Origin of the sequence: Micromonospora sp. C28SCA-DRY-2 (assembly GCF_030519475.1) — a bacterium.
GTDB lineage: Bacteria > Actinomycetota > Actinomycetes > Mycobacteriales > Micromonosporaceae > Micromonospora.
Genome location: NZ_JAUMKD010000002.1, coordinates 693,758 through 719,924, shown reverse-complemented (window position 1 = coordinate 719,924; position 26,167 = coordinate 693,758). Strand labels below are relative to the sequence as shown.

The 26,167-nt window shown below is 74.9% G+C and carries 29 protein-coding genes and 1 pseudogene; 14 read left to right on the top strand and 16 right to left on the bottom strand.

Translation table 11 applies throughout. From position 1 onward, the window contains the following. Positions 1-37: 37 nt before the first annotated feature. Positions 38-934, bottom strand: coding sequence for a hypothetical protein (locus Q3W71_RS11805; RefSeq protein WP_302919330.1), 897 nt, complete (start codon positions 932-934; stop codon positions 38-40). A 16-nt stretch (positions 935-950) separates the two neighbouring features. Continuing rightward, positions 951-1,244, bottom strand: coding sequence for a hypothetical protein (locus tag Q3W71_RS11800; RefSeq protein ID WP_302919329.1), 294 nt, complete (start codon positions 1,242-1,244; stop codon positions 951-953). A gap of 103 nt (positions 1,245-1,347) precedes the next feature. On the opposite strand from Q3W71_RS11800, the gene Q3W71_RS11795 reads away from it, so the two are divergent. Then, on the top strand, positions 1,348-1,797 hold the full coding sequence (locus Q3W71_RS11795) for a hypothetical protein (protein WP_302919328.1): 450 nt from the start codon (positions 1,348-1,350) through the stop codon (positions 1,795-1,797). Positions 1,798-1,862: 65 nt separating this feature from the next. Here the strand turns inward: Q3W71_RS11795 and Q3W71_RS11790 are convergent, their stop codons facing one another. The 3 genes from Q3W71_RS11790 to glpK form a co-directional block, all read right to left on the bottom strand. Beyond that, positions 1,863-2,312: a YbaB/EbfC family nucleoid-associated protein gene (locus Q3W71_RS11790; protein WP_302919327.1), complete on the bottom strand. Its 450-nt coding sequence runs from the start codon at positions 2,310-2,312 to the stop codon at positions 1,863-1,865. Positions 2,313-2,409: 97 nt separating this feature from the next. Next, a complete protein-coding gene (locus tag Q3W71_RS11785) occupies positions 2,410-2,832 on the bottom strand; it encodes a DUF3592 domain-containing protein (RefSeq protein ID WP_302919326.1) in 423 nt (140 codons plus the stop codon). A gap of 30 nt (positions 2,833-2,862) precedes the next feature. Next, positions 2,863-4,347, bottom strand: coding sequence for a glycerol kinase GlpK (gene glpK, locus Q3W71_RS11780; RefSeq protein ID WP_302919325.1), 1,485 nt, complete (start codon positions 4,345-4,347; stop codon positions 2,863-2,865). An 89-nt stretch (positions 4,348-4,436) separates the two neighbouring features. On the opposite strand from glpK, the gene Q3W71_RS11775 reads away from it, so the two are divergent. Next, positions 4,437-5,375, top strand: coding sequence for a ribose-phosphate pyrophosphokinase (locus tag Q3W71_RS11775; protein ID WP_302919324.1), 939 nt, complete (start codon positions 4,437-4,439; stop codon positions 5,373-5,375). Positions 5,376-5,492: 117 nt separating this feature from the next. Here Q3W71_RS11775 and Q3W71_RS11770 read toward each other — a convergent pair whose 3' ends face one another. Continuing rightward, positions 5,493-5,960 carry an ATP-binding protein gene (locus Q3W71_RS11770; protein WP_302919682.1) on the bottom strand — a complete coding sequence of 156 codons (468 nt, stop codon included), beginning with the start codon at positions 5,958-5,960 and terminating at the stop codon, positions 5,493-5,495. Between the two features lie 121 nt (positions 5,961-6,081). On the opposite strand from Q3W71_RS11770, the gene Q3W71_RS11765 reads away from it, so the two are divergent. Together Q3W71_RS11765 and Q3W71_RS11760 are read left to right on the top strand one after the other, a co-directional pair. Next, positions 6,082-7,209 carry a MacS family sensor histidine kinase gene (locus tag Q3W71_RS11765; RefSeq protein WP_302919323.1) on the top strand — a complete coding sequence of 376 codons (1,128 nt, stop codon included), beginning with the start codon at positions 6,082-6,084 and terminating at the stop codon, positions 7,207-7,209. 34 nt (positions 7,210-7,243) lie between these two features. Continuing rightward, positions 7,244-7,906 carry a response regulator transcription factor gene (locus tag Q3W71_RS11760; RefSeq protein WP_302919681.1) on the top strand — a complete coding sequence of 221 codons (663 nt, stop codon included), beginning with the start codon at positions 7,244-7,246 and terminating at the stop codon, positions 7,904-7,906. A gap of 1 nt (position 7,907) precedes the next feature. Here Q3W71_RS11760 and Q3W71_RS11755 read toward each other — a convergent pair whose 3' ends face one another. From Q3W71_RS11755 to Q3W71_RS11745, 3 genes are all read right to left on the bottom strand, one after another. Beyond that, complete coding sequence (locus tag Q3W71_RS11755) at positions 7,908-8,480, bottom strand: DUF5709 domain-containing protein (RefSeq protein ID WP_302919322.1); 573 nt, start codon at positions 8,478-8,480, stop codon at positions 7,908-7,910. Positions 8,481-8,619: 139 nt separating this feature from the next. Further along, a complete protein-coding gene (locus tag Q3W71_RS11750; RefSeq protein WP_302919321.1) occupies positions 8,620-9,345 on the bottom strand; it encodes an ATP-binding protein in 726 nt (241 codons plus the stop codon). A gap of 59 nt (positions 9,346-9,404) precedes the next feature. After that, positions 9,405-10,403 carry an SDR family oxidoreductase gene (locus Q3W71_RS11745; RefSeq protein WP_302919320.1) on the bottom strand — a complete coding sequence of 333 codons (999 nt, stop codon included), beginning with the start codon at positions 10,401-10,403 and terminating at the stop codon, positions 9,405-9,407. A 216-nt stretch (positions 10,404-10,619) separates the two neighbouring features. On the opposite strand from Q3W71_RS11745, the gene Q3W71_RS11740 reads away from it, so the two are divergent. Next, positions 10,620-11,822 (top strand): glycosyltransferase, encoded by a 1,203-nt coding sequence (locus Q3W71_RS11740; RefSeq protein ID WP_302919319.1) that lies wholly within the window; start codon positions 10,620-10,622, stop codon positions 11,820-11,822. Here the strand turns inward: Q3W71_RS11740 and Q3W71_RS11735 are convergent. From Q3W71_RS11735 to aroA, 4 genes and pseudogenes are all read right to left on the bottom strand, one after another. Beyond that, positions 11,777-12,708 (bottom strand): annotated as a pseudogene (locus Q3W71_RS11735) (hypothetical protein). The gene Q3W71_RS11740 and the pseudogene Q3W71_RS11735 sit on opposite strands and share 46 nt — an antisense overlap. Before the next feature lie 59 nt (positions 12,709-12,767). Then, positions 12,768-13,586, bottom strand: coding sequence for a histidinol-phosphatase (gene hisN / locus Q3W71_RS11730; protein WP_302919318.1), 819 nt, complete (start codon positions 13,584-13,586; stop codon positions 12,768-12,770). Between the two features lie 25 nt (positions 13,587-13,611). Further along, entirely contained in the window at positions 13,612-14,592 is a 981-nt protein-coding gene (rsgA, locus tag Q3W71_RS11725; protein WP_302919317.1) for a ribosome small subunit-dependent GTPase A, read from the bottom strand. A 120-nt stretch (positions 14,593-14,712) separates the two neighbouring features. After that, positions 14,713-16,014, bottom strand: a complete 1,302-nt coding sequence (gene aroA / locus Q3W71_RS11720) for a 3-phosphoshikimate 1-carboxyvinyltransferase (RefSeq protein WP_302919316.1) — start codon at positions 16,012-16,014, stop codon at positions 14,713-14,715. 102 nt (positions 16,015-16,116) lie between these two features. On the opposite strand from aroA, the gene Q3W71_RS11715 reads away from it, so the two are divergent. The 5 genes from Q3W71_RS11715 to rsrA all read left to right on the top strand — a co-directional run bounded on the left by Q3W71_RS11715 (position 16,117) and on the right by rsrA (position 19,571). Beyond that, complete coding sequence (locus Q3W71_RS11715) at positions 16,117-16,827, top strand: SOS response-associated peptidase (RefSeq protein WP_302919315.1); 711 nt, start codon at positions 16,117-16,119, stop codon at positions 16,825-16,827. A gap of 236 nt (positions 16,828-17,063) precedes the next feature. Beyond that, on the top strand, positions 17,064-17,456 hold the full coding sequence (locus Q3W71_RS11710; RefSeq protein WP_088992097.1) for a WhiB family transcriptional regulator: 393 nt from the start codon (positions 17,064-17,066) through the stop codon (positions 17,454-17,456). A 154-nt stretch (positions 17,457-17,610) separates the two neighbouring features. After that, a complete protein-coding gene (locus Q3W71_RS11705; protein WP_302919680.1) occupies positions 17,611-18,225 on the top strand; it encodes an alpha/beta family hydrolase in 615 nt (204 codons plus the stop codon). Between the two features lie 235 nt (positions 18,226-18,460). Continuing rightward, complete coding sequence (locus Q3W71_RS11700) at positions 18,461-19,282, top strand: sigma-70 family RNA polymerase sigma factor (protein WP_302919314.1); 822 nt, start codon at positions 18,461-18,463, stop codon at positions 19,280-19,282. A 1-nt stretch (position 19,283) separates the two neighbouring features. Continuing rightward, entirely contained in the window at positions 19,284-19,571 is a 288-nt protein-coding gene (gene rsrA, locus Q3W71_RS11695; RefSeq protein WP_088992100.1) for a mycothiol system anti-sigma-R factor, read from the top strand. Between the two features lie 110 nt (positions 19,572-19,681). On the opposite strand, the gene Q3W71_RS11690 is transcribed toward rsrA, so the two are convergent. After that, complete coding sequence (locus Q3W71_RS11690) at positions 19,682-19,813, bottom strand: hypothetical protein (protein WP_302919313.1); 132 nt, start codon at positions 19,811-19,813, stop codon at positions 19,682-19,684. A gap of 195 nt (positions 19,814-20,008) precedes the next feature. On the opposite strand from Q3W71_RS11690, the gene Q3W71_RS11685 reads away from it, so the two are divergent. Both Q3W71_RS11685 and Q3W71_RS11680 read left to right on the top strand, forming a co-directional pair. Then, positions 20,009-20,224, top strand: a complete 216-nt coding sequence (locus Q3W71_RS11685) for a biotin/lipoyl-binding carrier protein (protein ID WP_088992101.1) — start codon at positions 20,009-20,011, stop codon at positions 20,222-20,224. Then, the gene (locus Q3W71_RS11680; protein WP_302919312.1) at positions 20,221-20,733 is read left to right on the top strand and encodes a GNAT family N-acetyltransferase; all 513 of its coding nucleotides are present in this window, start codon (positions 20,221-20,223) and stop codon (positions 20,731-20,733) included. The genes Q3W71_RS11685 and Q3W71_RS11680 overlap by 4 nt, the downstream gene beginning before the upstream one ends. A 42-nt stretch (positions 20,734-20,775) precedes the next feature. Here the strand turns inward: Q3W71_RS11680 and Q3W71_RS11675 are convergent, their stop codons facing one another. Further along, entirely contained in the window at positions 20,776-21,363 is a 588-nt protein-coding gene (locus tag Q3W71_RS11675; protein WP_302919311.1) for a TetR/AcrR family transcriptional regulator, read from the bottom strand. 105 nt (positions 21,364-21,468) lie between these two features. On the opposite strand from Q3W71_RS11675, the gene Q3W71_RS11670 reads away from it, so the two are divergent. Continuing rightward, on the top strand, positions 21,469-23,061 hold the full coding sequence (locus Q3W71_RS11670; protein WP_302919310.1) for an MDR family MFS transporter: 1,593 nt from the start codon (positions 21,469-21,471) through the stop codon (positions 23,059-23,061). A gap of 42 nt (positions 23,062-23,103) precedes the next feature. Here Q3W71_RS11670 and Q3W71_RS11665 read toward each other — a convergent pair whose 3' ends face one another. Then, on the bottom strand, positions 23,104-24,936 hold the full coding sequence (locus Q3W71_RS11665) for a tetratricopeptide repeat protein (RefSeq protein ID WP_302919309.1): 1,833 nt from the start codon (positions 24,934-24,936) through the stop codon (positions 23,104-23,106). Positions 24,937-25,124: 188 nt separating this feature from the next. Here Q3W71_RS11665 and Q3W71_RS11660 point away from each other — a divergent pair, with 188 nt between their 5' ends. After that, positions 25,125-26,156 carry an SIS domain-containing protein gene (locus Q3W71_RS11660; RefSeq protein ID WP_302919679.1) on the top strand — a complete coding sequence of 344 codons (1,032 nt, stop codon included), beginning with the start codon at positions 25,125-25,127 and terminating at the stop codon, positions 26,154-26,156. Positions 26,157-26,167: the final 11 nt, after the last annotated feature.

Genomic DNA, 26,167 nt, shown 5'->3' with positions numbered 1-26,167 from the left:
TGGCGGCGGGACGCCGGGCGCCGCGGGCCCGGTGGGCTCAGTGGTTCCAGACGTCCCCGCCGAAGACCCGCGACCAGACGTTGTCGACCACACCCGAGGTGCCCCAGACGGTGTCCCCGTCGGCGTCCGCGCCGGCCGGCGCAACCTGCGTCATTCCGCCGTAGACCAGGTAGCCGGGCCCGTTCGGGGAACCGGCGATGTGCCGGCCGCTGCTGTGGATGCCGTAGCCGACGAAGTCCCGCTCCCACTTGGAGAGGAAGCCGGCGGCCACGTTGTCGAGCCCGTCCACGGTGGCCTGGACCAGGTCCTTCAGCACGTCGGTGCGCCCGGTGCCCAGCTGCATCCCGACGTCGAAGGCGCCGGCCGCGGCGATCGCCGCCGCCCCGCCGGTGGCCACGGCCTCGGCCATCGCCTCGATCCCCTTCAGGAACCCGAGCGCCGAGGCGGCGAAGGAGTTCGCGGTGGCCAGCGCGGAGGCCGCGGCGGGCGATCCGACCACGGTCGCCGCGGCGGCTGCGATGAAGGTGGCGAAGGCGAAGAGGATGGTGGCGACCACCGTGTACGCCACCACCAGGCAGAGCAGGATGGCGCCGACGCAGAGCATGGTGACGCCCACCGTGACGGCCAGCACCTGGGTGCCGACGACCTGGACGTCGTACCTGCGGACGTGCACGCCGAACGCGTCCCGGTCGCGGCCGCTCCACTGGTCGGCGGTCAGCGTGCCGACGGCCGAGTCGAGGTTGTCGCGGGCGGTGCCGAGCTGATCGTAGATCGAGAGCCAGTCGCCGCCCTTTCGCATGATCGTTTCCGGGTCGCACTGGTTGAAGTAGACGATCTGGGCGACCGGCCAGGCGGCGGGGATGACCGCCGCGGCCACGGAGATCTCCAGCAGCGCGGTCTTGGCGGCGATCGCGGGGTAGGTCGGGTCTGCCATGGGTTCTCCGGCGGGCTCAGCGGGTGGCGATGGTGCTGGCGGTCTCGGTGGCCTCCCAGTTGTCCGCCGTGCTGGACAACCGCGACCGGATCTCGGTGAGGTGCTCGCGCTTGCTGCGCAGCTCCTCCTCGACGAACTCGACCGCCCCGACGTAGGCGACCGCCAGGTGGGGCACCACCGAGGTGAAGTTGCTGTGGGTGATGGCGCGGGCCGAGGCCAGCAGGTCGGTGCAGGCGTCCAGGGCCGGGCCGACCTCACGCTCGATCGTCTCGCCGAGCGCCCGGATCGCCGGCGGATCCACCTTGATCACTGGCCCCCCCGTTGGCGCGATCGATGTTGGTTGCTGCCAGAGCGCGGACAGCGTACCCGATCTTGGCTGGGGGAGGGTGCCCGGCGCTGGTAGCCTCCGAGCCATGCCGTCCGGACGATCCGCCCCGACGCCGCCCGACGACTACGTGTCCCGGATGGCCCGCCGGCCGCGCTGGCAGCGGCTGCTGGTGCCGGTCGTCCTGGTCGCCGTAGCCCTGGCGCTTCCGGTCGGCCTGGGCCGCAACGCGATCGGCGCCGAGCGGGTGACCATCCGGGTCGAGTCCTGCGACCTCGACGGTCCGAAGGCGACCGAGCGGTGCCGCGGCAGCTGGCGGCTCTCCGACGGCACGGTGGTCGCCGGCCCGGTGGGCGGCGGCTCGGTACGCGAGGGCGAGCAGGTCGACGGCTGGGGTAACGACACCCGGGCCACGGTGAACCTGATGAGCTGGCTCGTCGCCCCGCTGCTGGTCGGCTCCGCACTGCTGGTGGTCCTGGTGGCGCTCGCCGTCGTGTTCCTCCGGGCGGCCGGGAAGCGGGCTCGGCCCGCCCGCTGACGCTTCCCCCGGCGGCCGCGGAGCGAGGCGGGGCGCGACCGCCGACCCCGCTCCGGGCCGTCCCGTCAGACGCCCAACTGGCGCCGCAGCCGTTCCAACATCTGGGTGCTCTCCCGCAGCGGCCCGCTGACCAGGTCGTTGAGCTGCGCCAGCTTGGCCTGCGCCGCCGCCGGGTCGTGCACCAGTGCCTCCGGCCCGGCCGGGCCGGTCAGCTCGCGCAGTGCCTCGCCGGTCTCCCGCTGAAGGTCGGCGCGAGCCTTGCGGAGCAGGTCGCCGAGCAGCTCGGCCAGCTCGGCCGCCGGCAGGCGCAGCGCGCGCGGGTCGATGTGCAACTCGTGGGCGGGATCCTCGGCGGTGCAGGTGACCCGGACCAGCCCGTCCTCGCTCTCGGCCCGCCCGGTGAGGCCGGCCAGCCGGGTGCGCAGCTCCTCGCCGCGGTTCAGTTGCTCCCGCATCCGCTCCATCAGTTGCGCCATCACGTCGCCCGTCGGCGCGCTCCCGTTCGGCCCGGTCATCGTGCCCCCATTCCGGTGTCGTCCGTCCGTGTGCGGGGCCGACCGTAGCCCCTACCGGCCACCGACCACCATGGAGGGTCGGCGGCGGTCGTCGGACCTAGCTCAGGCGTAGGAAGACCGCGACGCCGACGACCAGCACGATCACACTGACGCCGAGCAGCGTGACGAAGGGGACGACCACCGAGGAGGTGCCGCCGACGCCCGGCGCCTCGACCAGGATCCGGGTCGGGCGGGCCGGCTCGTGCACCACGGTGACCGGCCCCGGCGCCGCCGACAGCGGGGTCTGCCGCCAGCGTCCCGGCGTCGCGGTCACCTCCCGGCCGTTGGCCGTGCGGAAGCGCACCACCGGGTGGTACGTCCGGGGACCGAAGCCGAACGTGACGGGGCGCAGTTCCACCACCTGGCCCGGCACCCGGACGCCCCGGCGCAGCAGGTCGAGGTCCCGCTGAAACCGGACGACCGCACAGGTCACCCCGGACAGACCGAGCACCGTCATGATCGTCAGCACCAGGGTCGGCATCGGTCTCCCTTCGGCACCGTCGGGTCGCCGTCAGTCCACCCAGTTCAGCGTGCGCTCGACCGCCTTGCGCCAGTTGCGCAGCTCGCGCTCGCGGTGCTCCGGTGCCATCGCCGGGGTCCACTGGGCGTCCGAGCGCCACTGCTCGCGCAGGGTGGCCAGGTCCGGCCAGAAGCCGACCGCCAGGCCGGCCGCGTAGGCGGCGCCGAGGCAGGTGGTCTCGGTGATCCGGGACCGCACCACCGGCACGTCGAGCACGTCGGCGAGGAACTGCATGAGCAGCCCGTTGGCGGTCATCCCGCCGTCCACCCGCAGCCGGCGCAGCGCGACGTCGGAGTCGGCGTTCATCGCGTCGACCACCTCGCGGGTCTGCCAGGCGGACGCCTCCAGCACCGCCCGGGCCAGGTGCCCCTTGGTGATGTAGCCGGTCAGCCCGGCGATCACGCCCCGGGCGTCGCTGCGCCAGTGCGGGGCGAACAGCCCGGAGAAGGCCGGCACCACGTAGCAGCCGCCGTTGTCGGCGACGGTGCCCGCCAGCTCCTCCACCTGGGCCGCGGTGGAGATCAGGCCGAGGTTGTCGCGCAGCCACTGCACCAGCGAGCCGGTCACCGCGATCGCCCCCTCCAGGGCGTACGCGGCCGGTTGGCCGTCGATCCGGTAGGCGACGGTGGTGAGCAGGCCGTGCGCCGAGGCGACCGGGCTGGCGCCGGTGTTGAGCAGCAGGAAGCTGCCGGTGCCGTAGGTGCACTTGGCCTCGCCCGGCTGGAAGCAGGTCTGCCCGAACAGCGCGGCCTGCTGGTCGCCGAGCGCGCTGGCCACCGGCACCCCGGCGAGCACCGCGGTGGCCTCCCCGTAGACCTCGGCGGAGCTGCGGATCCGCGGCAGCATGGCGGCCGGCACGCCCATCGCGTCCAGCAGCTCCGGGCTCCAGTCGAGGGTGGACAGATCCATCAGCATGGTGCGGCTGGCGTTGGTCACGTCCGTGACGTGCCGGCCGGTCAGCTTCCAGATCAGCCAGCTGTCCATGGTGCCGAAGAGCACCTCGCCGGCCTCGGCGCGCGCCCGCAGGCCCTCGACGTGGTCGAGCAGCCAGCGCAGCTTCGGCCCGGCGAAGTAGGTGGCCAGTGGCAGGCCGGTGCGGGTGCGGAACAGCTCCTCGCCGTGTGCCTGCTCCAGTTCGCGCAGCAGCGGGCCGGTGCGGGTGTCCTGCCAGACGATCGCGTTGGCCACCGGACGGCCGGTGGCCCGGTCCCAGACCAGCGTGGTCTCGCGCTGGTTGGTGATCCCGACCGCGGCCAGCCCGGTCGCGTCGGTGCCGGCCGCGTCCAGCGCCTCCCGGACCACCCGCTCGACGTTGTCCCAGATCTCCTCGGCGTCGTGCTCCACCCAGCCCGGTTGCGGGAAGAGCTGCCGGTGCTCCCGCTGCGCCACGGCGACGATCTCCCCGGCCCGGTCGAAGACGATGCACCGGGACGAGGTGGTGCCCTGGTCGATGGCGGCGACGAACTCTCCGGTCACGGCAGCACCGTACCGGGCCGGGCGCCACCACGCCGCCCGGCGCCGGGCCCCGGCCCCGGTCCCGCCGGTGATCCGTACGATGTGCAGACGTGCGTGACATCGCCGTGTTCAGCGGAACCGCCCATCCCGAACTCGCCGCCGAGATCTGCGCCCACCTCGGGGTGCCCCTGCACCCGGTGCGGGTGTCCCGGTTCGCCAACGACTGCCTGGAGGTGCAGTTGCAGGCGAACTGCCGGGAGCGCGACGTCTTCCTGATCCAGCCGTTGGTGCCGCCGGTGCAGGAGCACCTGGTGGAGCTGCTGCTCATGATCGACGCCGCCCGGGGCGCCTCGGCCGGCCGGATCACCGTGGTGCTGCCGCACTACGCGTACGCCCGGTCGGACAAGAAGGACGCGCCCCGGATCTCCATCGGTGGCCGGCTGGTGGCCGACCTGCTCACCTCGGCCGGCGCCGACCGGGTGCTGGCGATGACCCTGCACTCCCCGCAGGTGCACGGCTTCTTCAGCGTGCCGGTGGACCACCTGCACGCCCTCCGCGAGCTGGCCGAGCACTTCAGCCGGTACGACCTGGCCAACACCGTGGTGGTCTCGCCGGACCTGGGCAACGCCAAGGAGGCGGCGGCCTTCGCCCGGCGGCTCGGCACCCCGGTGGCGGCCGGCGCGAAGCAGCGGTTCAGCGACGACCGGGTCACGATCAGCGCGGTGATCGGCGACGTGGTGGACCGGGACGTGATCGTGCTGGACGACGAGATCGCCAAGGGCAGCACGGTGATCGAGCTGATGGAGCACCTGCGCGAGCTGAAGGTCCGCTCCATCCGGCTGGCCTGCACGCACGGCCTCTTCTCCAGCGGCGCGCTCGACCGGCTCAGCGAGCAGGAGGGGGTGCTGGAGATCGTCTGCACCAACACGGTGCCGATCCCGGCCGAGAAGCGGGTGCCGAAGCTGAAGGTGCTGTCGGTGGCGCCGGCGCTGGCCGAGGCGATGCGCCGGATCCACGACGGCGAGTCGGTCAGCGCCCTCTTCGCCTGAGCCCACGGTGCCGTGCGCGGCCGGGAGGCCGGCGCGTGCGGCGGCCGCGGCCGGTGCCGGGACGCGGCGCGACCCGGGGACGGGGCACCACCGCCCCGCCGCGACCGGCCGCCGCGGTCAGTCGCGGCGGTGCCGGCCGATGTGCTCGCGCTCGCCGACCGCCGCGCTGATCCGAACCGTCGTGCCGGCGGCGCCGGTCTCGACCTCCATGCTGTCGCTGAGCTCGCGGGCCAGCCAGAGGCCCCAGCCGCCGGCGGTGTCCGGCGCCGGCCGGGTCCGGTCGTCCAACCGCCGGGCGCTGATCCCGGTGCCGTGGTCGGAGACCTCGCAGAGCAGGTGACCGGCCTGCCGCCACAGCCGCAGCCGGCCCCGCCCGCCGCCGTGCCGGACCGCGTTGGTGATCAGCTCGTTGACCGCGAGCACGAAGTCGTCCAGCCGCTGCCCGCTCAGTCCGCAGGCATGCGCGCAGGAGGTGACCGAGTGGCGTAGCTCGGTCACCTGAGCCTGTCCGAAGGCTTCGGCGATCAGGAGGGAGGGTTCGATGGGCACAACCGTACGCGGTGCCGGGGGATCAGCGTTCGTCATGGCCCCGTCCCGCCAGCGGATCTCGGAGGTGTTCGCGGTATTTCCACCGTACGTCAGGATTCCGCCGGCCGCACCGGCCGGGGTGGCGGGCAGGCCCACGCGCTGTGGCATCGTGACCTCCGTGCCGTCCCCGCCCGGTGGTCTCGAGGTCCCGCTCTGGCGGGCCGTCGCGGTGTTCCGCGTCGCCTCCCTGGCGTACGTCTGCGTGGTGGTGCTCCGCGACGCGGACCGCTACGCCCACCCCCTCGCGGCGGGCGCGGTGGTCCTGGTGATGGCGGCCTGGACCGGGGTGACCGCGGCCGGGTACGCCCGGCCCCGCTGGCGGGGCTGGCCGCTGCTCCTGGCCGACCTCGGCGTCGTCCTGGCGATCCTGCTGGTCACCCCGTGGGTGGTCGGGCGCGCGGCGCTCGCCGCCGGGGTGACCACCCTGGCCGTGGCCTGGCTGGGCGGGCCGGTGCTGGCCTGGGCCGTCTCCGGTGGGCGGCGCCGGGGCGCGGTGGCCGCCCTGGTGCTCGGCGCCGCCGACCTGGCCACCCGGGGGATGGTCTCCCCGTCCGCGCTCAACGGCACCATCCTGTTGCTGCTCGCCGGCGTGGTGGTGGGGCACGTGGCCCGGCTCGCGGTGACCGCCGAGGAGCGGCTGCAGCGGGCGGTCGAGCTGGAGGCCGCGAACCGGGAACGGGAGCGGTTGGCCCGGGACATCCACGACTCGGTGCTCCAGGTGCTGGCGCTGGTGCAGCGGCGTGGCGCGCACCTGGACGGCGAGGCCGGCGAGCTGGCCCGGCTCGCCGGCGAGCAGGAGGCGGCGCTGCGGGCGCTGATCGCCGGGGCCGGCCCGGCCCCCGTCGCCTCCGACGACGGTCCGGTGGACCTGCGCGCCCTGCTCGGCCGGTACGCCTCGGCGACGGTGTCGCTCTCGGCGCCGGCCACCCCGGTGCCGCTGCCCGGGCCGGTGGCCCGCGAGCTGGCCGCCGCCACCGCCGCCGCCCTGGACAACGTCGAGCGGCACGCCGACGGCCGGGCCTGGGTGCTGGTCGAGGACGAGGGGGCGACGGTGACGGTGTCGGTCCGCGACTCCGGGCCCGGGTTCCCCGCCGGCCGGTTGGCCGAGGCGGCGGCGCAGGGACGGCTCGGGGTGGCCCGGTCCATCCAGGGCCGCCTCGCCGACCTCGGCGGCACCGTTTCGATCACCTCGACCCCCGGCGCGGGCACCGAGGTGGAGTTGACAGTGCCCCGGGCGCGGGCATGAGCGTGGACAGGGGGTGCGGGACGTGGCGCGGGTGATGGTGGTGGACGACCACCCGATGTGGCGCGAGGGGGTCGCCCGGGACCTGACCGAGGCCGGCCACCAGGTGGTGGCCACCAGCGGCGAGGGACGGCAGGCGGTCCGCGTCGCGGCGGCCGCCCGGCCGGACGTGGTGGTGCTCGACCTGCAACTGCCGGACATCTCCGGCGTCGAGGTGATCCGGGGGCTGCGCGCGGCGCTGCCCGAGGTGCGGGTGCTGATGCTCTCGGCCAGCGGCGAGGCGCAGGGCGTCCTGGACGCGGTGAAGGCGGGCGCCACCGGTTACCTGGTGAAGTCGGCCGCGCCGGCCGAGTTCCTGGACGCCGTGCGGCGCACCGCCGCGGGCGAGCCGGTCTTCACCCCAGGCCTGGCCGGGCTGGTGCTCGGGGAGTACCGGCGGCTGGCGGCCGAACCGGGCGGGGCCACCCCGGCGGGCACCGGCCCGCGCGGCGGCGACGGCGCGGCACCCCGGCTCACCGACCGGGAGACCGAGGTGCTGCGCCTGGTCGCCAAGGGGATGTCGTACAAGCAGATCGCCGAGCGGCTCGGGCTGTCGCACCGGACCGTGCAGAACCACGTGCAGAACACGCTGGGCAAGCTCCAGCTGCACAACCGGGTCGAGCTGACCCGGTACGCGATCGAGCGCGGGCTGGACGACTGACTCAGACCGAGTGCGGCGGGCGCGTCTCGTGGATGGCCAACTCCTCGGCGGTGGCCCCACCGCCGGCCGAGCCCGCGTCGTAGGCGACCGAGTCGGTCTCCTGGTCGGTGTGCGCCCCCTCGTCCGGTTCGACCAGCCGCCCCACCTGCGCGTCGGCCACGCTGCCGAGCTGGCCGTGGTCGTAGATGGAGACCGGGGACTTCGGGTCCGAGGTCGGGCCCGGGTCGAGCACGTCCGCGTCGAGCTGCGCCTGGGCCGCCTGCTCCCGGCTGTCCGCCTCGGCGGCGATGTCCGGGTCGATCGGGCCGGCCAGCGGGTCGTCGACCGGGCGTTCGAAGGACTCCCGGGCCAGCTTGTAGTCGAGCGACTCGCCGTCGAGCTGTTCCTCGGCGGTGGTCCCGAACCGGTCCACCGCCACCGGGTCCCGGTCGGCCGGAATCTGCGCCGGCTCCGGGCCGTCCGCTTCGCGCCCGGTCAGGACGTCGTCGTTGGCGGTCGAGTCGTCGTCGGCGGTGTCGGGCAGGCCCTCCGCCTCGGGGTCGGACACGGGGGTCGGGTACTCGTCGTCGCGCATGACCGGTCACTACCCACTGCCGGCACCCCCGTAACCGCCACCACCGGCCACGCAGGCCGGGCAACCGGCCGATTCGGGGACACCCGGCCGCACACCGCCCGCTCCCGCCACGACGGGCCGGCCGCACCGACCCGGGCGGTCAGCCCCGGGCGGCGGCCTCGTCGTCCGGGTGCAGCACGCACCAGACGACCTTGCCGTCGGGCACCGGGCTGCTGCCCCAGCGGCGGGCCACCGTGTCGATGAGCAACAACCCCCGGCCACCGGTCGCGGTCAGCGGGGCCAGCCCGGCGTACGCCGGCTGGCGCGCGGAGTGGTCCCGGACGGCCAGGTGCAGCTCGCTGTCGCGGGGCGCCAGCCGGACCGTCATCGGGGTGTGCGCGTGGGCGACCACGTTGTTGACCATTTCGGTGACCGCGATGCAGCCCGGCTCGGCCAGCCCCGGCACCCCCCAGCGCTGGCAGCCGTCGGTGACCAGTTGCCGGGCCTCCCGCGCGGCGCCGACCGAGGGCGGCAGGTCGGCGGTGAGCACGGCGGCCATCGGCGCGGCGGCCAGCGCGGCCATCGCCCCGTCCAGGGTCGGCCAGGCGGGCACCCCGGCGACCGCGCCGGACGGGTCGTAGAGCAGCAGGTCCGCGGCGGGCCAGTCGAGCACCTCGCGGCGGACCTCGGCGAAGACGCGGCCGGCCGCCGGCTCGGCCACCCGCAACCGGGAGAGGTCCACCACGACCGGCCCGGGCCGGTCGCTGAGCCGGGTGAGCAGTGCGTCGCGCACCGGGCCGACTCCGGCCGGGTCGAGCACCCCGGTCACCCGGATCACGGCGGACGACCGGTCCGTCTCCACCAGGCAACGCACGTCGGTCGGCATGATCGCCCTATTCTGCCTGCCCGGAGCGGACCCCGCATCCGACCGGCCGGCCGGACCCATCAGCGGACCGTCCGGGTTCGTCGGGCCATCGCGGCGACCGTGCCCACCGCGGTGCCGGCGGCCGCCAGGCCGAAGGCCGCCGTCATCCGCACCAGCTGCCGCCGCCGGCCGTGCCAGCCCCCCTCGCGCCGGGCCGCGGCGTCCGCGTCGAAGACGTTTCCGGAGGTGTCCAGCCGGGGCGCCGGCCCGAACTGGGTGCGGTGGGCGTACCAGCCGAGCGTCCGCTCGGCCAGGGCCGGGGCGAGCCGCCACTGCAGGCCGATCAGTCGCGCGGCGCCGCCGGCGTACGCCTCCCGGCGCGGCCGGCGCAGCATCCGGACGATCGTCTGGGCGACCATCTCCGGCGGGTAGACCGGTGGCGGGGGCACCAGTTCCCGCCCGCTGTGGTTGGCGGCGTGCCGGAAGAACGGGGTGTCGATGGTGGCCGGCAGCACCGTGCAGATCGAGATGTTGCCCCGGCCGGTGACCCGCAACTCCTGGCGGACCGTGTCGGCCAGCCCGCGGATGCCGTGCTTGGTGGCGTTGTACGCGGACTGGTAGGGCATCGCCACCTCGGCCAGCACCGAGGCGTTGTTGACCAGCACGCCGCCGCCGGCCGCGGTCAGGTGCGGCAGCGCGGCCCGGGTGCCGTACGCGGCGCCGAGCAGGTTCACCTCCAGCACCCGGCGGAACTCCTGCACCGGGATCTCGTCGAACAGGCCCACCGCGCTGACCGCCGCGTTGTTGACCCAGCCGTCGAGCCGGCCGAACTCCTCCACCGCCCGGGCGGCCAACCGCTCCATCGCGGCCGGGTCGGTCACGTCGGTCGGCACGACCAGCGCCCGGCCACCCAGGTCGCGGCAGTTGCGGGCCACCTCGCGCAGGGCGGCCTCGCTGCGGGCGGCCAGCACCACGGCGGTGCCCCGGCGGGCGAGGGCGTACGCGGTCGCGGCGCCGATCCCGCTGGAGGCTCCGGTGATCACCACGGTGGCGTCGGCGAGGCTGCGGGTGAGCGGCATTCCTGGCCGGTACCCCGGCTGGCCGGGGGTCATGCGACCGACGCGGGTCGGATCCACGACCCCGGGAGCGGCCCGCGCGGGCGGCTCGACACTTGTCGCCGCGCAACTACCCGCCGGCCTCTTCCCGATCTGCCAGGTTTCGGCTCCCGAGCCCCGGGTTAATGGGACCCTCTGACCGGAGGACCACCGCTGGAGAAAATCGCATGGAGGTGACCCATGCGCGTCGGCCTCGTCTGCGCGCACGCCGGCCCGTCCAGCCACCCCGAGGGCCCGGCCGTCGGCACCCACCAGCACATCGCGCGGGTCGCCGAGGAACTGGCCGCACGGGGTCACGACGTCCGGGTGTACGAACGCCGGGACGACCCCGGGCAGCCGGAAACCGCCGACGTGCACGGCTACCGGCTGGAGCGCGTCCCGGTCGGGCCGGCCTCGGCGCTGCCCACCGCCGACCTGGTCCCGTACGTGGCCGAGTTCGGCCGCTGGCTGGCCGACCGCTGGTCGGGTGAGTGGACCCCGGACGTGGTGCACGGGCACTACTGGATCGGTGGGCTGGCCGCCGCGCACGCGGTCCGCGAAACGGACATCCCGGTGGTGCAGACCTTCCACTCGCTCGGCGTGGAGCAACTGCGCCACCTCGGGCAGCAGTACGGCGGCCCCGGCGAGCGGATCCCGCTGGAGCGCGCGCTGACCCGGGCGGTGGACATCGCGGTCGCCCAGTGCAACGACGAGGTCGACGAGCTGACCCGGATGGGCCTGCAACGCACCTCGGTGGCGATGGTGCCGGCCGGGGTCGACATCGAGCAGTTCCACCCCGACGGGGAGGCCGCGCCGCGCGACCAGCGGGCCCGGATCCTCTCCGTCGGCGGCCTCGCGCCCGGCCACGGCCAGGACGACCTGATCCGGGCCATGCGGCTGGTCGGCGACGCCGAACTGGTCATCGCCGGCGGTCCGCCGGCCGAGCAGCTGGCCAACCACGCCGAGGCGCGCCGGCTGCGCGAGCTGGCCGAGCAGAACGGGGTGGCCGAGCAGGTGAAGCTGGTCGGCGCGGTGCCGCACGACCAGATGGCCACCTGGTACCGCTCGGCCGACGTGGTGGCCTGCACCCCGCACTACTCCTCCGCCGGCCGGGTGTCGCTGGAGGCGATGGCCTGCGGCGTGCCGGTGGTCGGCTACGCCATGGGCGGCATCGCCGACGCGGTGGTCGACGAGGTCACCGGCCGGCTGGTGCCGCCGGGCGACGTGCGGACGCTGGGCGTGACGCTGCGCCGGCTGCTCGCCGACAACGCCGGCCGGTTCGCGTACGGGCACGCCGCGGTCGACCGGGTGCGGTGCAGCTACACCTGGGAACGGACGGCCGGCGCTTTGGAACGCCTCTACGAGCGGGTGGTCCGCCGCCGCAAACCGGTCGAAGCGGCCTGACGACGCCGTTTCCGTCCTCGGCGGCGGCGGTTCAGCCGACCCGGGCGGCCCCGACCATGGCCCGCTTCCGGTCCCCGGCGACCGCGTGGTGGTGCTGCGGCTCGGCGTACCGGGTCAGCCCGATGACGGCGGCCAGGGTGACCAGGAAACCGGCCGCGGCCAGCCACTCCCGGCCGGGCCAGATCTTGTCGTTGAGCAGCAGCAGGCCGACGATCGCCGCGGGCACCGCCCCGGCCGCGTCCATCGCCGCCACCGCCGCCGTGGTGGAGCCGCGCTGCATGGCCAGGCCGAGCAGCAGCTGGCCGACGACCGAGTGCCCGACCAGCAGGTAGAGCAGCGGGTTGCCGAGGAACGCCTCGGCGGTCGGCGCGGACGCCAGCGGCCGGGCGGCGACGGCGGCGGCGGAGAACGCCAGCCCGGCCAGCGAGCCGAGCGCCACCGAACCGGGCGCGCCGTGCAGCCGCACCGCGAAGAAGCCGAGCACCGCGATCCCGACGAGCGCCACCAGCAGGGCCACCGTGCCGGCCGTGCCGAGCTGCCGCGACGGTGCCGGCCGGGCGGCCAGCACCAGCGCCGTGATCCCGCCGAAGAGCAGCACCAGCAGCACCACCTCGGCCGCCGGTAGCCGCCACTTGAGCAGCAGCACGCCGAGCAGCGCGGTCACCCCGAGCCCGGCCGCCACGCTGGCCTGGACCAGGAACAGCGGCAGGTCGCGCCGGGCCAGGAAGGCGAGCACGAACCCGACCACCTGGCAGAGCAGCCCGACCAGGTAGGTGCGGTGCCCGGCCAGCCGCAGCAGCAGGCCGGGATCGAAGGTGTGGTGCACGGTGGTGCGGGCGGCGGCGACCGACTGGAGCAGGTTGGCGATGCCGTAGGCGACGATCATCGACGCGAGGAAGCACCAGCCGGAGGTGGACACCTGGCGAGGATAGAGGCTTGCCGGGGTCAGCGCGCGGTGGGCCGACCGAGCCGGGCGAGGATGTCGGCGTGCAGCGCGCCGTTGCTGGCCACCACGCTCTGCTCGGCGTCGCTGCCGGTGGCGGGGGCCGGTGCGCCGTGCAGGTCGGTGATGGTGCCGCCGGCCTCGGTGACGATCGGCACCAGCGCGGCGACGTCCCACAGCGACAGTTCCGGCTCCACCATCGCGTCCAGCGCGCCCTCGGCGAGCAGCACGTAGCCGTAGAAGTCGCCGTACGCCCGGCTGCGCCAACTGTCCCGCATGATCCCGAGCATCCCGTCCAGCCGCCCGTTGGCCGTCCAGCCGTCCAGCGACGAGTAGCAGAAGCTGGCGTCGGCGAGCGCGCTCACCCCGGAGACCCGGATCGGGGTCCCGCCGGCGGCGTCCGCGCCGGCGTAGGCGCCCAGGCCGCGCGCCGCCCACCAGCGGCGGCCCAGCGCCGGGGCGGAGACCAGCCCGACCACCGGCCGGCCCGCCTCCAGCAGGGCGATCAGGGTGGCCCAGATCGGCACCCCGCGGATGTAGTTCTTGGTGCCGTCGATCGGGTCGACCACCCACTGCCGGTCGTCCGGGCCGGTGGCCGGCGCGGCGCCGTACTCCTCACCGAGCAGCCCGTCGGCCGGGCGGTGCTCGGCTAGCAGCGCCCGGATCGCCCGCTCCACGGCGGTGTCCGCGTCGGAGACCGGGGTCAGGTCGGGCTTCGCCTCGACCCGCAGGTCGAGCGCGCGGAACCGGGCCGTCGACACGGCGTCGGCGGCGTCGGCGAGCAGGTGGGCGAGGGCGAGGTCGTCGGCGTACCCGGTCATGGGGGGCAACCTAGCCGATCCGGCGTCAACCGCCGGCGGGCGGCTCGCCGCGCGGCTCGGGCTCGGCCCGCGGGTCGCCCTCACCGGCCCGCGAGGCCAGCAGCCGGCGGTACGACGCCAGCCGGCGTGGGTCGGCCTTGCCGGCCGCGACCCAGGCGTCCAGCCCGCAGTCCGGCGCCTCGGCGGTGTGCGGGCAGTTGGCCGGGCAGTCGACGGTCCCCTCGACCAGGTCGGGGAAGCCGTGCAGCAGGCTGTCGGCGGAGACGTGCGCCAGCCCGAAGCTGCGCACCCCGGGGGTGTCGATGATCCAGCCCGGATCGCCCTCGGCGTCGCCGGCCGGCGGCAGCCGCAGCGCCACCGCGCTGGTCGAGGTGTGCCGCCCCCGGCCGATCGCGCTGACCTCGCCGACCGCCCGGGCGGCCTCCGGCACCAACCGGTTGACCAGCGTCGACTTGCCCACCCCGGAGTGCCCCACCATGACCGAGACCCGCCCGGCGAGCAGGCTGCGCAGGGCGTCCAGCTCCGAGTCCGGCCGGATCAGCACGTACGGCAGCTCCAGCTCGGTGTAGTAGCCGAGCACCGCGTCCGGGCCGGCCAGGTCGGCCTTGGTCAGGCAGAGCAGCGGCTCGATGTCGGCGTCGTACGCGGCCACCAGGCACCGGTCGATGAACCCGGTGCGCGGCGGCGGGTCGGCCAGCGCGCTGACGATCACCAACTGGTCGGCGTTGGCCACCACCACCCGCTCCAGCCGCCCCTCGGCGGTGGTCGCGTCGTCCTCCGCGGTGCGGCGCAGCACCGAGCGCCGCTCGGCGATCCGGACGATCCGGGCCAGCGCGCCGGCCGCGCCGGAGGTGTCCCCGACCAGGCCGACCCGGTCGCCGACCACCACCGACTTGCGGCCCAGCTCGCGGGCGCGCATCGCGGTGATCGTCGGGGCGTCCGGGCCGGCGTCGGGCAGCACGCAGGTGTAGCGGCCCCGGTCGACAGCGATGACGAAGCCGTCCACCGCGTCGGCGTGCCGGGGCCGGGTGCGGGTACGCGGGCGCGAGGACTTCCCGGGCCGGACCCGTACGTCGTCCTCGTCGTACTCCCGCCGTCTGGTCGCCAGGACCGTCCCCTCTGCGCGTCAGCTCTTGCCGGTCACCATTGCTGACCATAGTGCCGGGAACTCGGGCATGGTCTTCGAGGTACACGCCACGTCGTCGAGTTCGATGCCCGGCACGGCGAGCCCGGCCACCGCGGCGGCGTGCGCCATCCGGTGGTCGGCGTAGGTGCGGAACACGCCGCCGCGCAGCGGGCGGGGGCGGATCTCCAGCCCGTCGTGGGACTCGGTGAGGTCGGCGCCGAGCGCGCTGAACTCCCGCGCCAGCGCGGCGATCCGGTCGGTCTCGTGGCCGCGGATGTGGGCCACCCCGGTGAACCGGGACGGCGAGTCGGCCAGCATGGCCAGCGCGGCCAGCGCCGGGGTCAGCTCGCTGACGTCGGAGAGGTCGGCGTCCAGGCCGTGCACGACGCCGGTGCCGCGCACCGTCAGCCCGGCGGTGGAGAGCGTCACCTCGCCCCCCATCAGCTGGAGCAGCTCGCGCAGCCGCTCCACCGGCTGGGCGCTGCTGCGCGGCCAGCCCTGCAGCGTCACCTCACCGCCGGTGACCAGGGCGGCGGCGAAGAACGGCACAGCGCCGGAGAGATCCGGCTCGATCGTCCAGCCGCGCCCGGTGAGCGGGCCCGGCTCGACCGTCCAGACGTCGGGGGTGGTGTCGTCGACCGCCGCGCCGGCGGCGCGCAGCATCTGCACGGTCATCCGCAGGTGCGGCGCGGAGGGCACCGGCGGGCCGACGTGCCGGACCACCACGCCCCGGTCGAAGCGCGGCGCGGCCAGCAGCAGCCCGGAGACCAGCTGGCTGGAGGCGGAGGCGTCGATGACCACCTCGCCGCCGGCGACCCGGCCGGCGCCGAGCACGGTCAGCGGCAGGCTGCCGGTGGCCGGGGTGTCGATCCGTACGCCGAGCGAGCGCAGGGCGCCGATCAGCGGCCCGAGCGGGCGGATCCGGGCCTGCGGGTCGCCGTCGAAGGTGATCCGCCCGTCGGCCAGCCCGGCCACCGGCGGGACGAAGCGCATCACCGTGCCGGCCAGGCCGACGTCGACGTGGGCCGGGCCGACCAGCCGGTGCGGCCGGACCAGCCAGCGGTCGTCGTCGCTGATCGACATGTGCGCGCCCATCGCCCGCAGCCCGCCGGCCATCAGCTCGGTGTCGCGGGCCCGCAGCGGCCCGGCCAGCGTCGACGGGCCGCTGGCCAGCGCGCTGAGCACCAGGGCGCGGGCGGTCATCGACTTGGAGCCGGGCAGGCGCACGCTGGCCGCGACCGGGTCGGAGGCGGTCGGTGCGGTCCACGGCTGCGGCGGCCGGGTCGCGGTCAGGTTCCCCACGGTTACATTCTGCCGTGCCCGGCGGCCGGTGGCGCCGGCCGTCCCGGGAGCTCCCGGTTGGCGGGACAGCCGAGCGGCCGCCGGCGGGATAGCGTGTGCGGCATGTGCGGGAGGTACGCGACGACCCGGAGCGCGGGCGACCTGAGCGCGCTGTTCGAGTCGTACGACGACACCGACGGCCGGCTCGCACCCGACCACAACGTGGCGCCGACCGATCCGGTGCCGCTGGTCCGGGTCACCCCCGAGGGGCACCGCGCGCTGTCCGTGGGCCGGTGGGGGCTGGTGCCGGCGTGGTCCCGCTCGCCGGCCGGCGCGGCCCGCATGATCAACGCGCGGTCCGAGACCGTCGCCACCAGCCGGGCCTACGCCGGCGCGTTCGCCCGCCGCCGCTGCCTCGTCCCGGCCGACGGCTGGTACGAGTGGGTCCGCTCGGCGGGCGGTGGCAAGCAGGCCTACTACATGACCCCGCTGGACGGCTCGGTGCTCGCCTTCGCCGGCATCTGGTCGGTCTGGGACGGGCCGGCCGGGCCGTTGCTGACCTGCAGCGTGCTGACCACCGCCGCGCTCGGCGAGCTGGCCGAGGTGCACGACCGGATGCCGCTGCTGCTGCCGCGCGAGCGGTGGTCCGGCTGGCTGGCCCCGGGCGGCGAGCCGGACGCGCTGCTCAGTCCGCCGCCGCTGGACTGGCTCGGCGGGCTGGAGATCCGGCCGGTGGGCCCGGCGGTCGGCGACGTGCGCAACGACGGCCCGGAGCTGACCGCCCGGGTGCCGCTGGCGCGGGCGGCCGAGCCGGAGGAATTGACGCTGTTCTGACGGCGTCGGAGGTCGGTCCCGCCGCCCGGCGGCGCGTGCGCATTCGCGCGCATTGTCGCCGACTGATTTGCCAGTGTTGCGGGCGAATCGTCGCCCGAATATTCCGCCGACTTTACGGCAAAGTCTTGTCCCCGCCTCCGGAAGTGCGATACAACACAGCGCCGGTGGTGGGTGTCGATCCGCACGGGGTGGACGAAGCCCATCGATCTTGCCGGTCCCACGGGGGAGGTGGGTGGATGACACGGGCACGTATGCCCCGCCCGCACGAGGTGGCCGCCGCACGACGAGACCCGCGCCTGCTGCGCGCGTTGCGGGAGCGGCGCCAGGACGAGGCATGGCGGACCAGAGGAACCTGTCAGAGCGTCGACCCGGAAACGTTCTTTCCGGCGCCGAACGAGCCGGCGGACGCCGCGATCGCGCTCTGCCGCAGCTGTGACGTGCAGGGCTCCTGCCTGGCCTGGGCGCTGGAGGTGGGGGACTGCCACGGGGTGTGGGGCGGCACCACCCCGCGCGAGCGGCGGGCGATGCTGGTCGCCTGGCGCTCCGAGGTGCAGCCCGATCCGGACGCCGCCGACGAGGCCGGTCCGCCGGTGCGGGACCGCCTGCTCACCCTGGTGCCGCTGAGCTGACCGCCGACTGACCCGACCGCGACCGGCCCGTGCCGCACGGGTCGGTCGTTCGTCGTGCCGTCGAGCGGGTCGGGCGGGGAGCGTGGCGGGCACCATCGGGGTCGACCCGATCACCGCCACCGCCGCCGGGCGGACCGGGGCGCAGAATGAACCGGTGCCGACCAGCGACGACATCGCCACGCCCCGGGGTGCCGCCCGGGTGGGCACCGACCTGCCCGCCGGCCCGCCGGTCGCCCTGCTGGTGCTCGGGCACGGCGCCGGCGGCGGCGTCGACGCACCGGACCTGCTGGCGGTCCGGGACGCGGCGGTGGGCGCCGGGCTGGTGGTGTCCCGGGTGACCCAGCCCTACCGGGTCGCCGGCCGCCGCGCGCCCGCCCCGGCCGGGCACCTCGACGAGGCGTGGACGGCGGTGCTGACCGTGCTGCGGAGCCGGCATCCGGGCGTACCGCTGCTGGTGGGTGGCCGGTCCAGCGGCGCTCGGGTAGCCTGCCGCACCGCCCGGGCGGTGGCCGCCGCCGGCGTGCTGGCGCTGGCGTTTCCGCTGCACCCGCCCGGCCGGCCGGAGCGGTCCCGGGCGGCGGAGCTGGCGACCGGCCTGCCGACGCTGGTGGTCAACGGCGACCGCGACCCGTTCGGCGTGCCCGAGCCGGGGCCGGCGGTGCGCGTGGTGACCCGCCCCGGGGAGCGGCACGACCTGCGCGGCGATCCCGCCGGCACGGCGGCCGTGGTGCTCGCCTGGCTGCGCGAGCGGGGCTGGGCGCGGACCTGACCGGACCAGCCCGGCACGCCGGACGGGCCGTTTCCGTCGGCGGAGCCGGGTCGTTGCACCGGTTGGTGCCGTTCGCCCGGTTCGGGCGGCGGCACCGGTCCTCCCAGGCCCTTCCTGGTCCCAGCGCCGGTCCCGACCGGGGCCGGGACCAGGAACGGGGACCGGAGCCGGAATGATCGGGCCGGCGGTTCGCGTTGCACCCCCCGGACGACATTTCTGGCGAGGGGGGTGACCGGTGCCGACCGAGACACGGGCCCGGGAACGGGACGACCGGGAAGCACGGCGGGTGCGTCGACTGCTGGACGGTCCGGACTGGCCCGCGGCGGTGCCGCCGGCCGGTGCGGTGGTGAGCACCAGCACACCCGACGGAAGTGGATCTGCCACCTCCTCCGGACGCGTATCCTCGGCGGGAAAGCATCCGACGCGAGGGGATGTGCGGTTGACCACCGAGAAGACGGACGAGCGCAGGGCCCGCTTCGAGCGGGACGCGATGCCCTTCGTCGATCAGCTCTACGCTGCCGGGCTGCGGATGACCCGCAACCCGGCGGATGCCGAGGACCTGGTCCAGGAGACCTACCTGAAGGCGTACGCCGCCTTCCACCAGTTCGAGCAGGGCACCAACCTGAAGGCCTGGCTCTACCGGATCCTGACCAACACCTACATCAACTCCTACCGCAAGCGGCAGCGCCAGCCGATCCAGGCGCCGACCGAGGAGATCACCGACTGGCAGCTCGCCGAGGCCGAGTCGCACACCTCCAGCGGGCTGCGCTCGGCCGAGACCGAGGCGCTGGACCGGCTGCCGGACAGCGACGTCAAGGAGGCCCTCCAGCAGTTGCCCGAGGAGTTCCGCCTGGCGGTCTACCTCACCGACGTCGAGGGCTTCTCCTACAAGGAGGTCGCCGACATCATGGGCACGCCGATCGGCACGGTGATGTCGCGGCTGCACCGCGGCCGTCGTAACCTGCGCAAGCTGCTCGAGCAGTACGCGGCCGAGCGGGGCTTCAGCTCCGCCTCGTCGTCGAAGGGCTCGACCGCTGCCGCCGGCCGGGAGGTGTGACGTGAGCTGTGGGAAGCCGCACGAGACGGACTGCCGCGAGGTGCTCGAGGAGGTCTACCTCTACCTCGACCTCGAGTGCGCCGAGGAGCGGCGCACGCTGATCCGCTACCACCTCGACGAGTGTGGCCCCTGCCTGCGCGAGTACGGCATCGAGCAGGAGGTCAGGGCGCTGGTCGCCCGGTGCTGCGGCAACGAGACGGCACCCGAGCAGCTGCGCGAGCGGCTCCGGGTCCGGATCTCCGAGCTGGTGGTCTTCGAGAGCAGCGAGTCGCGGGAACTGACCGACTGAGCGCGGCGTGACGACGAAAACCGGTGGCCCGGGTCGAGACCGACCCGGGCCACCGGTGTCTCCGGCATCCGCCGGTGGGGTTCGTCGCCGGACGCCGTCCGGCGGGCGCCTCAGGAGTTGGGGCGCTTGCCGTGGTTGGCGTTGCTCTTCTTGCGGGCCTTCTTCTTCCGGGCCTTCTTCGCCATGGGTGACCTCCTCGTGATGGTCGGATCCGCCTGCGCACGACCTCGGCGCCGGTGCACGCACCGGTCCGCCCGGCGCCAGGTCCGACCTGCTGATGCTAGTGCGGCGGGCACCCGCCGTCGTCGCCCGGGGCGGCAGCGGTACGCCCCGCCGCCCGCCGCCCCGCCGTCTCCCGCCCGCCGCTCCCCGCCCGCCGGTGCCCCGGCTCATGATTGGATACGTCGGCAGGTAACCCGTGAGAGGGAGGGCCGGAGATGGCCGAGGAGATCCGCGCCGAGATGGTGGCGAACGTCTGGAAGGTCGTCGCGTCCGCCGGGGACACCGTGTCCGAGGGGGACACCCTGGTGATCCTGGAGTCGATGAAGATGGAGATCCCGGTCGTGGCGGAGTCCGACGGCGTGGTGCGTCAGCTCGCCGTGAACGAGGGTGACGTGGTGCAGGACGGCGACCTGATCGCGGTGATCGATTGAGCGGCCTGCTGGTCCGCCGGGCCACCCCGGCCGACTTCCCGGCGGTGGCCCGGCTGACGGTGGCCGCGTACGAGGCGGACGGGCAGCTCAAGGGGGAGCACGGCTACGCCGCGACGCTGGCCGACGTGGCGACCCGGGCGGAGCACGGCGAGGTGCTGGTCGCCGTGGACGAGGCCACCGGCGAGACGCTCGGTTCGGTGACCTTCGTGCTGCCCGGCACCCGGTACGCCGAGCTGTCCGCCGCGGGCGAGGCGGAGTTCCGGATGCTCGCCGTGGACCCGGCCGCCCAGGGGCGGGGCGTCGGGGCGGCCCTGGTCGACGCCTGCGTGGCGCGCGCCACCGAGCTGGGCTGCTCGGCCGTGGTGATCTGCGTCCGCAGCGGCTTCGCCGCCACCGCCCACCGCCTCTACCAGCGGCGCGGCTTCGTCCGGACGCCGGAGCTGGACTGGTCGCCGGTGCCCGGCGTGGAGCTGCTCGGGCTGCGGCTCGACCTCACCCCGGCCGGCTGATCCGGGCTGACCGAGCCGCCCACGGCCCACCCGCCCGAGGGGCTACCGGGCCGGTTCGGCCGGCCCGCCGATGGGGGCGAGCAGCTCGTCGGCCACCTCCAGGGCGATCCGCCGCCGCTCCTCGTCGGTGATGTGCGGGGTCCGGACGGCGAACCAGCTGGAGTGCACGGCGAAGAGCGACAGCGCCGCGCGCAGCTGCGCCGACGGTGAGTCGTCACCCCGGAAGAGCGCCTCGGCCAGCTTCAGCATCCGGCCGCGCATCTGCTGCCCGGCGGCGAGGCTCTTGAGCACCGTCTGGTTCTGCTCGAAGAACCGCATCACCGAGGGCTGCTCGCTGGCGAACATCGCGTCGGCGTAGCGGGCGATCAGGGCGCGCCGGGTCTCCTGGGTGGCGGGCTGCGCCTCGGCCCAGGCGACCAGCTCGTCCATCAGCTCCAGCCGGTCCTCGACGAAGCTGCTGACGATCTCGTCCTTGCTCTTGAAGTGGTAGTAGAGCGCCGCCTTGGTCACGTTGAGCCGCTCGGCGATCTCCCGCAGCGAGGTCTTCTCGTACCCCTGCTCGGTGAAGAGCTCCAGTGCGACGGCCTTGATCCGCTCCCGCGTGCCGCCTGTGCTCTCCCTCACCCACACACCCCAATCCGCTTGACCGCTTGCCGTACCCAACTTACCGTCCGGCTAGTAAGGTAGCTAGCCGGTCGGCAAGTAAGTGTGTCACTTCTCGGGGGGAGCTTACCCATGACTCAGGCCACCCAGGCCGTGCGACGACCCAACGTACGGGTCGTGCTCTTCGGCCTGATGATCGCCATGATGCTGGCGATGCTCGACAACATGATCGTCAGCACCGCGCTGCCGCGGATCGTGGGCGAGTTCGGCGGGCTGGACCACTTCACCTGGGTGGTCACCGCGTACGTGCTGGGCACCACCGTCTCCACCCCGATCTGGGGGAAGCTCGGTGACCTCTACGGCCGCAAGTCGGTCTTCCTCACCTCCGTGGTGATCTTCCTGGTCGGTTCGGCGCTCTGCGGCATGGCCGGCTCCGAGATGTTCGGCGGTCCGGGCGACGGCATGGTCGAGCTGATCGCCTTCCGGGCCGTCCAGGGCCTCGGCGCCGGCGGCCTGATGGTCGGCGTGATGGCGATCATCGGTGACCTGGTGCCGCCCCGGGAGCGGGGCCGCTACCAGGGCATGATCGCCGGCATCATGGCGATCGCCATGGTGGCCGGCCCGCTGGTCGGCGGCTTCATCACCGACCACCTCTCCTGGCGCTGGGCGTTCTACGTCAACCTGCCGCTGGGCGGCATCGCGCTGCTGGTCCTCGCCACCACCATGCACCTGCCGAAGTACCGCACCGAGCACCGGATCGACTGGCTCGGGGCGGCCCTGCTGTCGGTCGGCATCACCGCGATCGTGCTGATCACCACCTGGGGTGGCAACGAATACGACTGGACCTCGCCGCAGATCCTCGGCCTGGCCGTGCTCGCCGTCCTGGCGCTGGTGGTCTTCGGCCTGGTCGAGCGGCGGGCCGCCGAGCCGATCCTGCCGCTGGGTCTCTTCGCCAACCGCAACTTCGCGCTGATCTCGGTGATCGGCTTCCTGCTCGGCTTCGCGATGTTCGGCGCGATGAACTTCCTGCCGCTGTACCAGCAGACCGTGCAGGGCGCCTCGGCGACCAACTCCGGGTTGCTGCTGCTCCCGCTGATGTTCGGCATGCTGGTGGTCTCGTTGCTGATCGGCCGGGCGATCACCCGGACCGGGCGCTACCGCAGCTACCCGATCATCGGTGGTGCGGTGATGGCAGCGGGCATGGCGCTGCTGACCCTGCTCGACGTGCACACCAGCAAGCTGGAGTCGTCGCTCTACATGGTCGTGCTCGGCGTCGGCATGGGCTTCCTCATGCAGACCTCGATGCTGATCGCGCAGAACAGCGTGGAGCAGAAGGACCTCGGCGCGGCCAGCGGCGCGGCCACCTTCTTCCGCTCGATCGGCGGCTCGTTCGGCATCTCGCTGTTCGGCGCGATCTTCGCCAACCGGCTGGCCGACTCCCCGGCCGGCGGCGCCGTCACCGGCGGCGGTGGCGAGGCCGGGGTCGGTATGGACCTGGCCCAGCTCAAGCAGCTGCCGGCGGAGGCCCGCGAGCTGGTGCTCGGCGGCCTCGCCGACGCCATCTCGCACGTCTTCTGGTGGGCGGTGCTGTTCACCGTGGCGGTGCCGGTGCTGGCCTGGTTCATCAAGGAGATCCCACTGCGCACCGCCAACGACGCCCCGGCACGCCAGGGCGCCGGCGACGACCAGCCCGAAACCGCCCTCGGCAAAGCCCCCGTCGCCTAACCCCCCAGCCCCGCGGGGCGGGTGGGGTGGTGCCGGGTGGGGTTAGGGGTGGCGGAGGGGGGCGGTTAGGCGGCGCCAGAGGCGGCGGAGGGGGTTGCGGGGGCGGGGGAGGCCGGTGCGGGCGGTGAGCAGGGTGGTGGCGAGGGCCGCCGTGTCCCGGTCCAGCGCCGGGGTGGCCAGGGCCAGGTGGGCCAGGGAGGTGGCGATCGGCACCGGGCGCAGCCGGGCCACCGCCGCCACGTCGGCCAGCCGCTCGGCCACCACCGCTGCCACGTCCGGGCGTACCCGCGGGTCCACCCAGGCGGCGGTGACCAGGGCGAACAGCGCCGCCTCGGTGATCCAGTCCTCAACACCCCAGACCAGGTCGAGCAGCACCTGACGCCGGGTGGACTCCGGCCACGGCTCGTCGGTGCGGTGGTGCAGCAGGCCCAGGCAGGCCCACACCTGCACGCAGCGCACCCAGAGCGAAGGGTCCTGCCCGCCCAGCACCCGGCCGAGTGCGGTGGCCGGCGGCTCGGGCGGGTGCACCAGCAGACCGAGCAGGTCGGGCAGCTCCACGGTGGCCAGGCCGACCGCCGCGTCGTAGGCCGCTGGCGGGTGCGGCCAGGCCGGGTGGGCGAGCTGGCGGAGCCGGTCCGCCGCCTCCGTCGAGGGCGCCGGCACCGCGGGCGCGGCGGTCGTGCCGTCGTAGCGCCAGAGCTGCCGGGTCTCGGCCCGGCGGGGTTCGCGCGGGTCCGGCCCGGCCACGTCGGCCACCTCGACCCGCAGCCCGGGCGCGGCCGCCGCGGCGGTACGCATGGCGCTCGGCGGCGCCGGGGTGTCCAGCCGTACGGCGGCGCCGGGGGCGTCGTGGTCGCCGGCGGCGGCCAGCCGCAGCGCGTCCACCACCGCCCCGCCGGCCGGGGTGACCTGCCCCAGCCAGGGCCGGCTCCGGCAGCACTCGGCCAGGTCGGCGTGCTCGTGCGAGTCGTCCGGGTGCTCCCGGACGAAGTCGGCGAGCGCGACCAGGTGCGCCACGTCGCCGTCGCGCTGGAACCGCAGCCGGTGCGCGGTGTGCACCGCGCAGTCGAAGGTCGGGTCCCGGGCCAGCGCCCGGTCGATCCAGTCCAGCGCCTCGTCGAGCCGGCCGTGGTCGGCCAGCGTGCCGGCGATGTCCGCGTACACGGCGAGGTCGTCGGGATCGTGCTGGACCGCGCGGCCGAGCGCCGCCAGCGCCTCCCGGGTGCGCCCGGCGCTGCGGTACGCGTACCCGAGCCACACCTCGCCGATCTTCGACGGCTGCGCGCGTACCCCTCGGGCGGCCCAGCGGATCGCCAGCGCGACCTCGTCGAGGCGCCGGGCCAGCGCGGACGCCGCGCCCAGCAGCAGGGCGTGCTCGGGGTGGACGGTGACCGCGTTGCGGGCCAGCGTCAGGTACGGCGCCAGCGCCGCCCGGCCGGCCCGCGGCACCGAGTCGGGGGCGACGGCGCAGACCTGCATCAGGATCCGGGCGATCCGCTCCGGGTCCAGCCGCTCGGCCAGTTCCGGCGCGGTCACCCAGGGCACTCCGGCCCAGTCCGTGCCCGGCACGTGCCCGGTGGCGGCGACCAGCAGGTCCAGCCCCTCGGCCGGCTGCCCGGCGGCGGCGAGCAGGTGGGCGCGGGCGACCACGGCGCCGACGAACACGCGGTGACCGAGCGGGAAGAGCTCGACGCCGCCGTCCCCGCTGGCGGCGGCGAGCCGGGCCAGCAGCTCGTGCACCTCGGGCAGGGTCGGGGTTTGGGCGAGCGCGCCGGCGAGGTGGCCGGCGGCGTGCGGCAGGTCGCCGGCCTCCAGCGCCAGCCGGGCCAGGGCCAGCTCCTCCGCCGCGGGCAGCGGGCGGTCGTCCTCGGACACGGCGTCCTCTCGGTCGTTTCTGCTCGGTGAGGTCGGGCAAGCCTAGGTGATGTTGGACCGGGGTGGTGATCATCTGCGCACTACTGCTCGTTAGATTGCTCAGGCCAGATCAAACGTGCAAGACTGAGCAGGAAACGCGCGGCAATCGCGCAGTGGGAGGAGTTTCCGTGACGGGTGCAGGGGCCGGGATGGCCGCCGACATCGACGAGCAGCCGGCCGGCTACGACCGGTTGCTCTCCGCCGAACACGCCGGGGCCGTCGCCCGGGTGGCGGCCGTGATCGCCGAGCGCCGCCCTCGGCACGTGGTGTTCACCGCCCGGGGCACCTCCGACCACGCCGCGCTCTACGGTGCCTACCTGACCGAGATCCGGCTCGGCCTGCCGGCCGGGCTCGCCTCGCCCAGCGCGGTCACCGTCTACGGCGCCCGGCCCGACCTCTCCGACGCGCTGGTGGTCGGGGTCAGCCAGAGCGGCGGCTCGCCCGACCTCACCGAGGTGCTCCGCACGGCCCGCGCCTCCGGCGCGCTCACCCTGGCGGTCACCAACGCCCCGGACTCCCCGCTGGCCGGTGCCGCCGAGCTGAGCGTCGACATCGCCGCCGGGCACGAGCGGGCGGTGGCCGCCACCAAGACCTACACCGCCGAGCTGCTCGCCCTGCTGATGCTGGTGGAGGGGATCCGCGCCGGCGACGGGGCGCTGCCCGCCGCCGAGCGGGAGGCGCTCGCCGCCCTGCCCGAGCTGGCCGAGCGCACCCTGGCCGACCCCACCCCGGCCCAGCTCGCCCCGCGCTACCGGTTCGCCGCCCAACTGGTCACCACCGGCCGGGGGTACGCCTACCCGACCGCCCGGGAGGCGGCGCTGAAGCTGATGGAGACCTCCTACCTGCCGGCGCTCGCCTTCTCCGGCGCCGACCTGCTGCACGGTCCGCTGGCGATGACCGACCCCGACGTGCCGGTGCTGGCCGTGGTCGGCACCGGGCCGGGCGGGCGCTCGATGGGCGAGGTGCTGCCCCGGCTCGGCGAGCGCCGCGCCGACGTGGTGGTGGTCGGCTCGGCCGAGGTGGCCGGCGCGACCCGGATGGCGGTGCCCGAGGTCGACGAGCGGTACGCGCCGCTGCTGGACATCCTGCCGCTGCAACGGCTGGCGCTGGCGCTCGCGCTGGCCCGGGGCGAGGACCCGGACGCGCCCCGCGGGCTCAAGAAGGTCACCGCGACGATGTGAGGGGCGGCGTG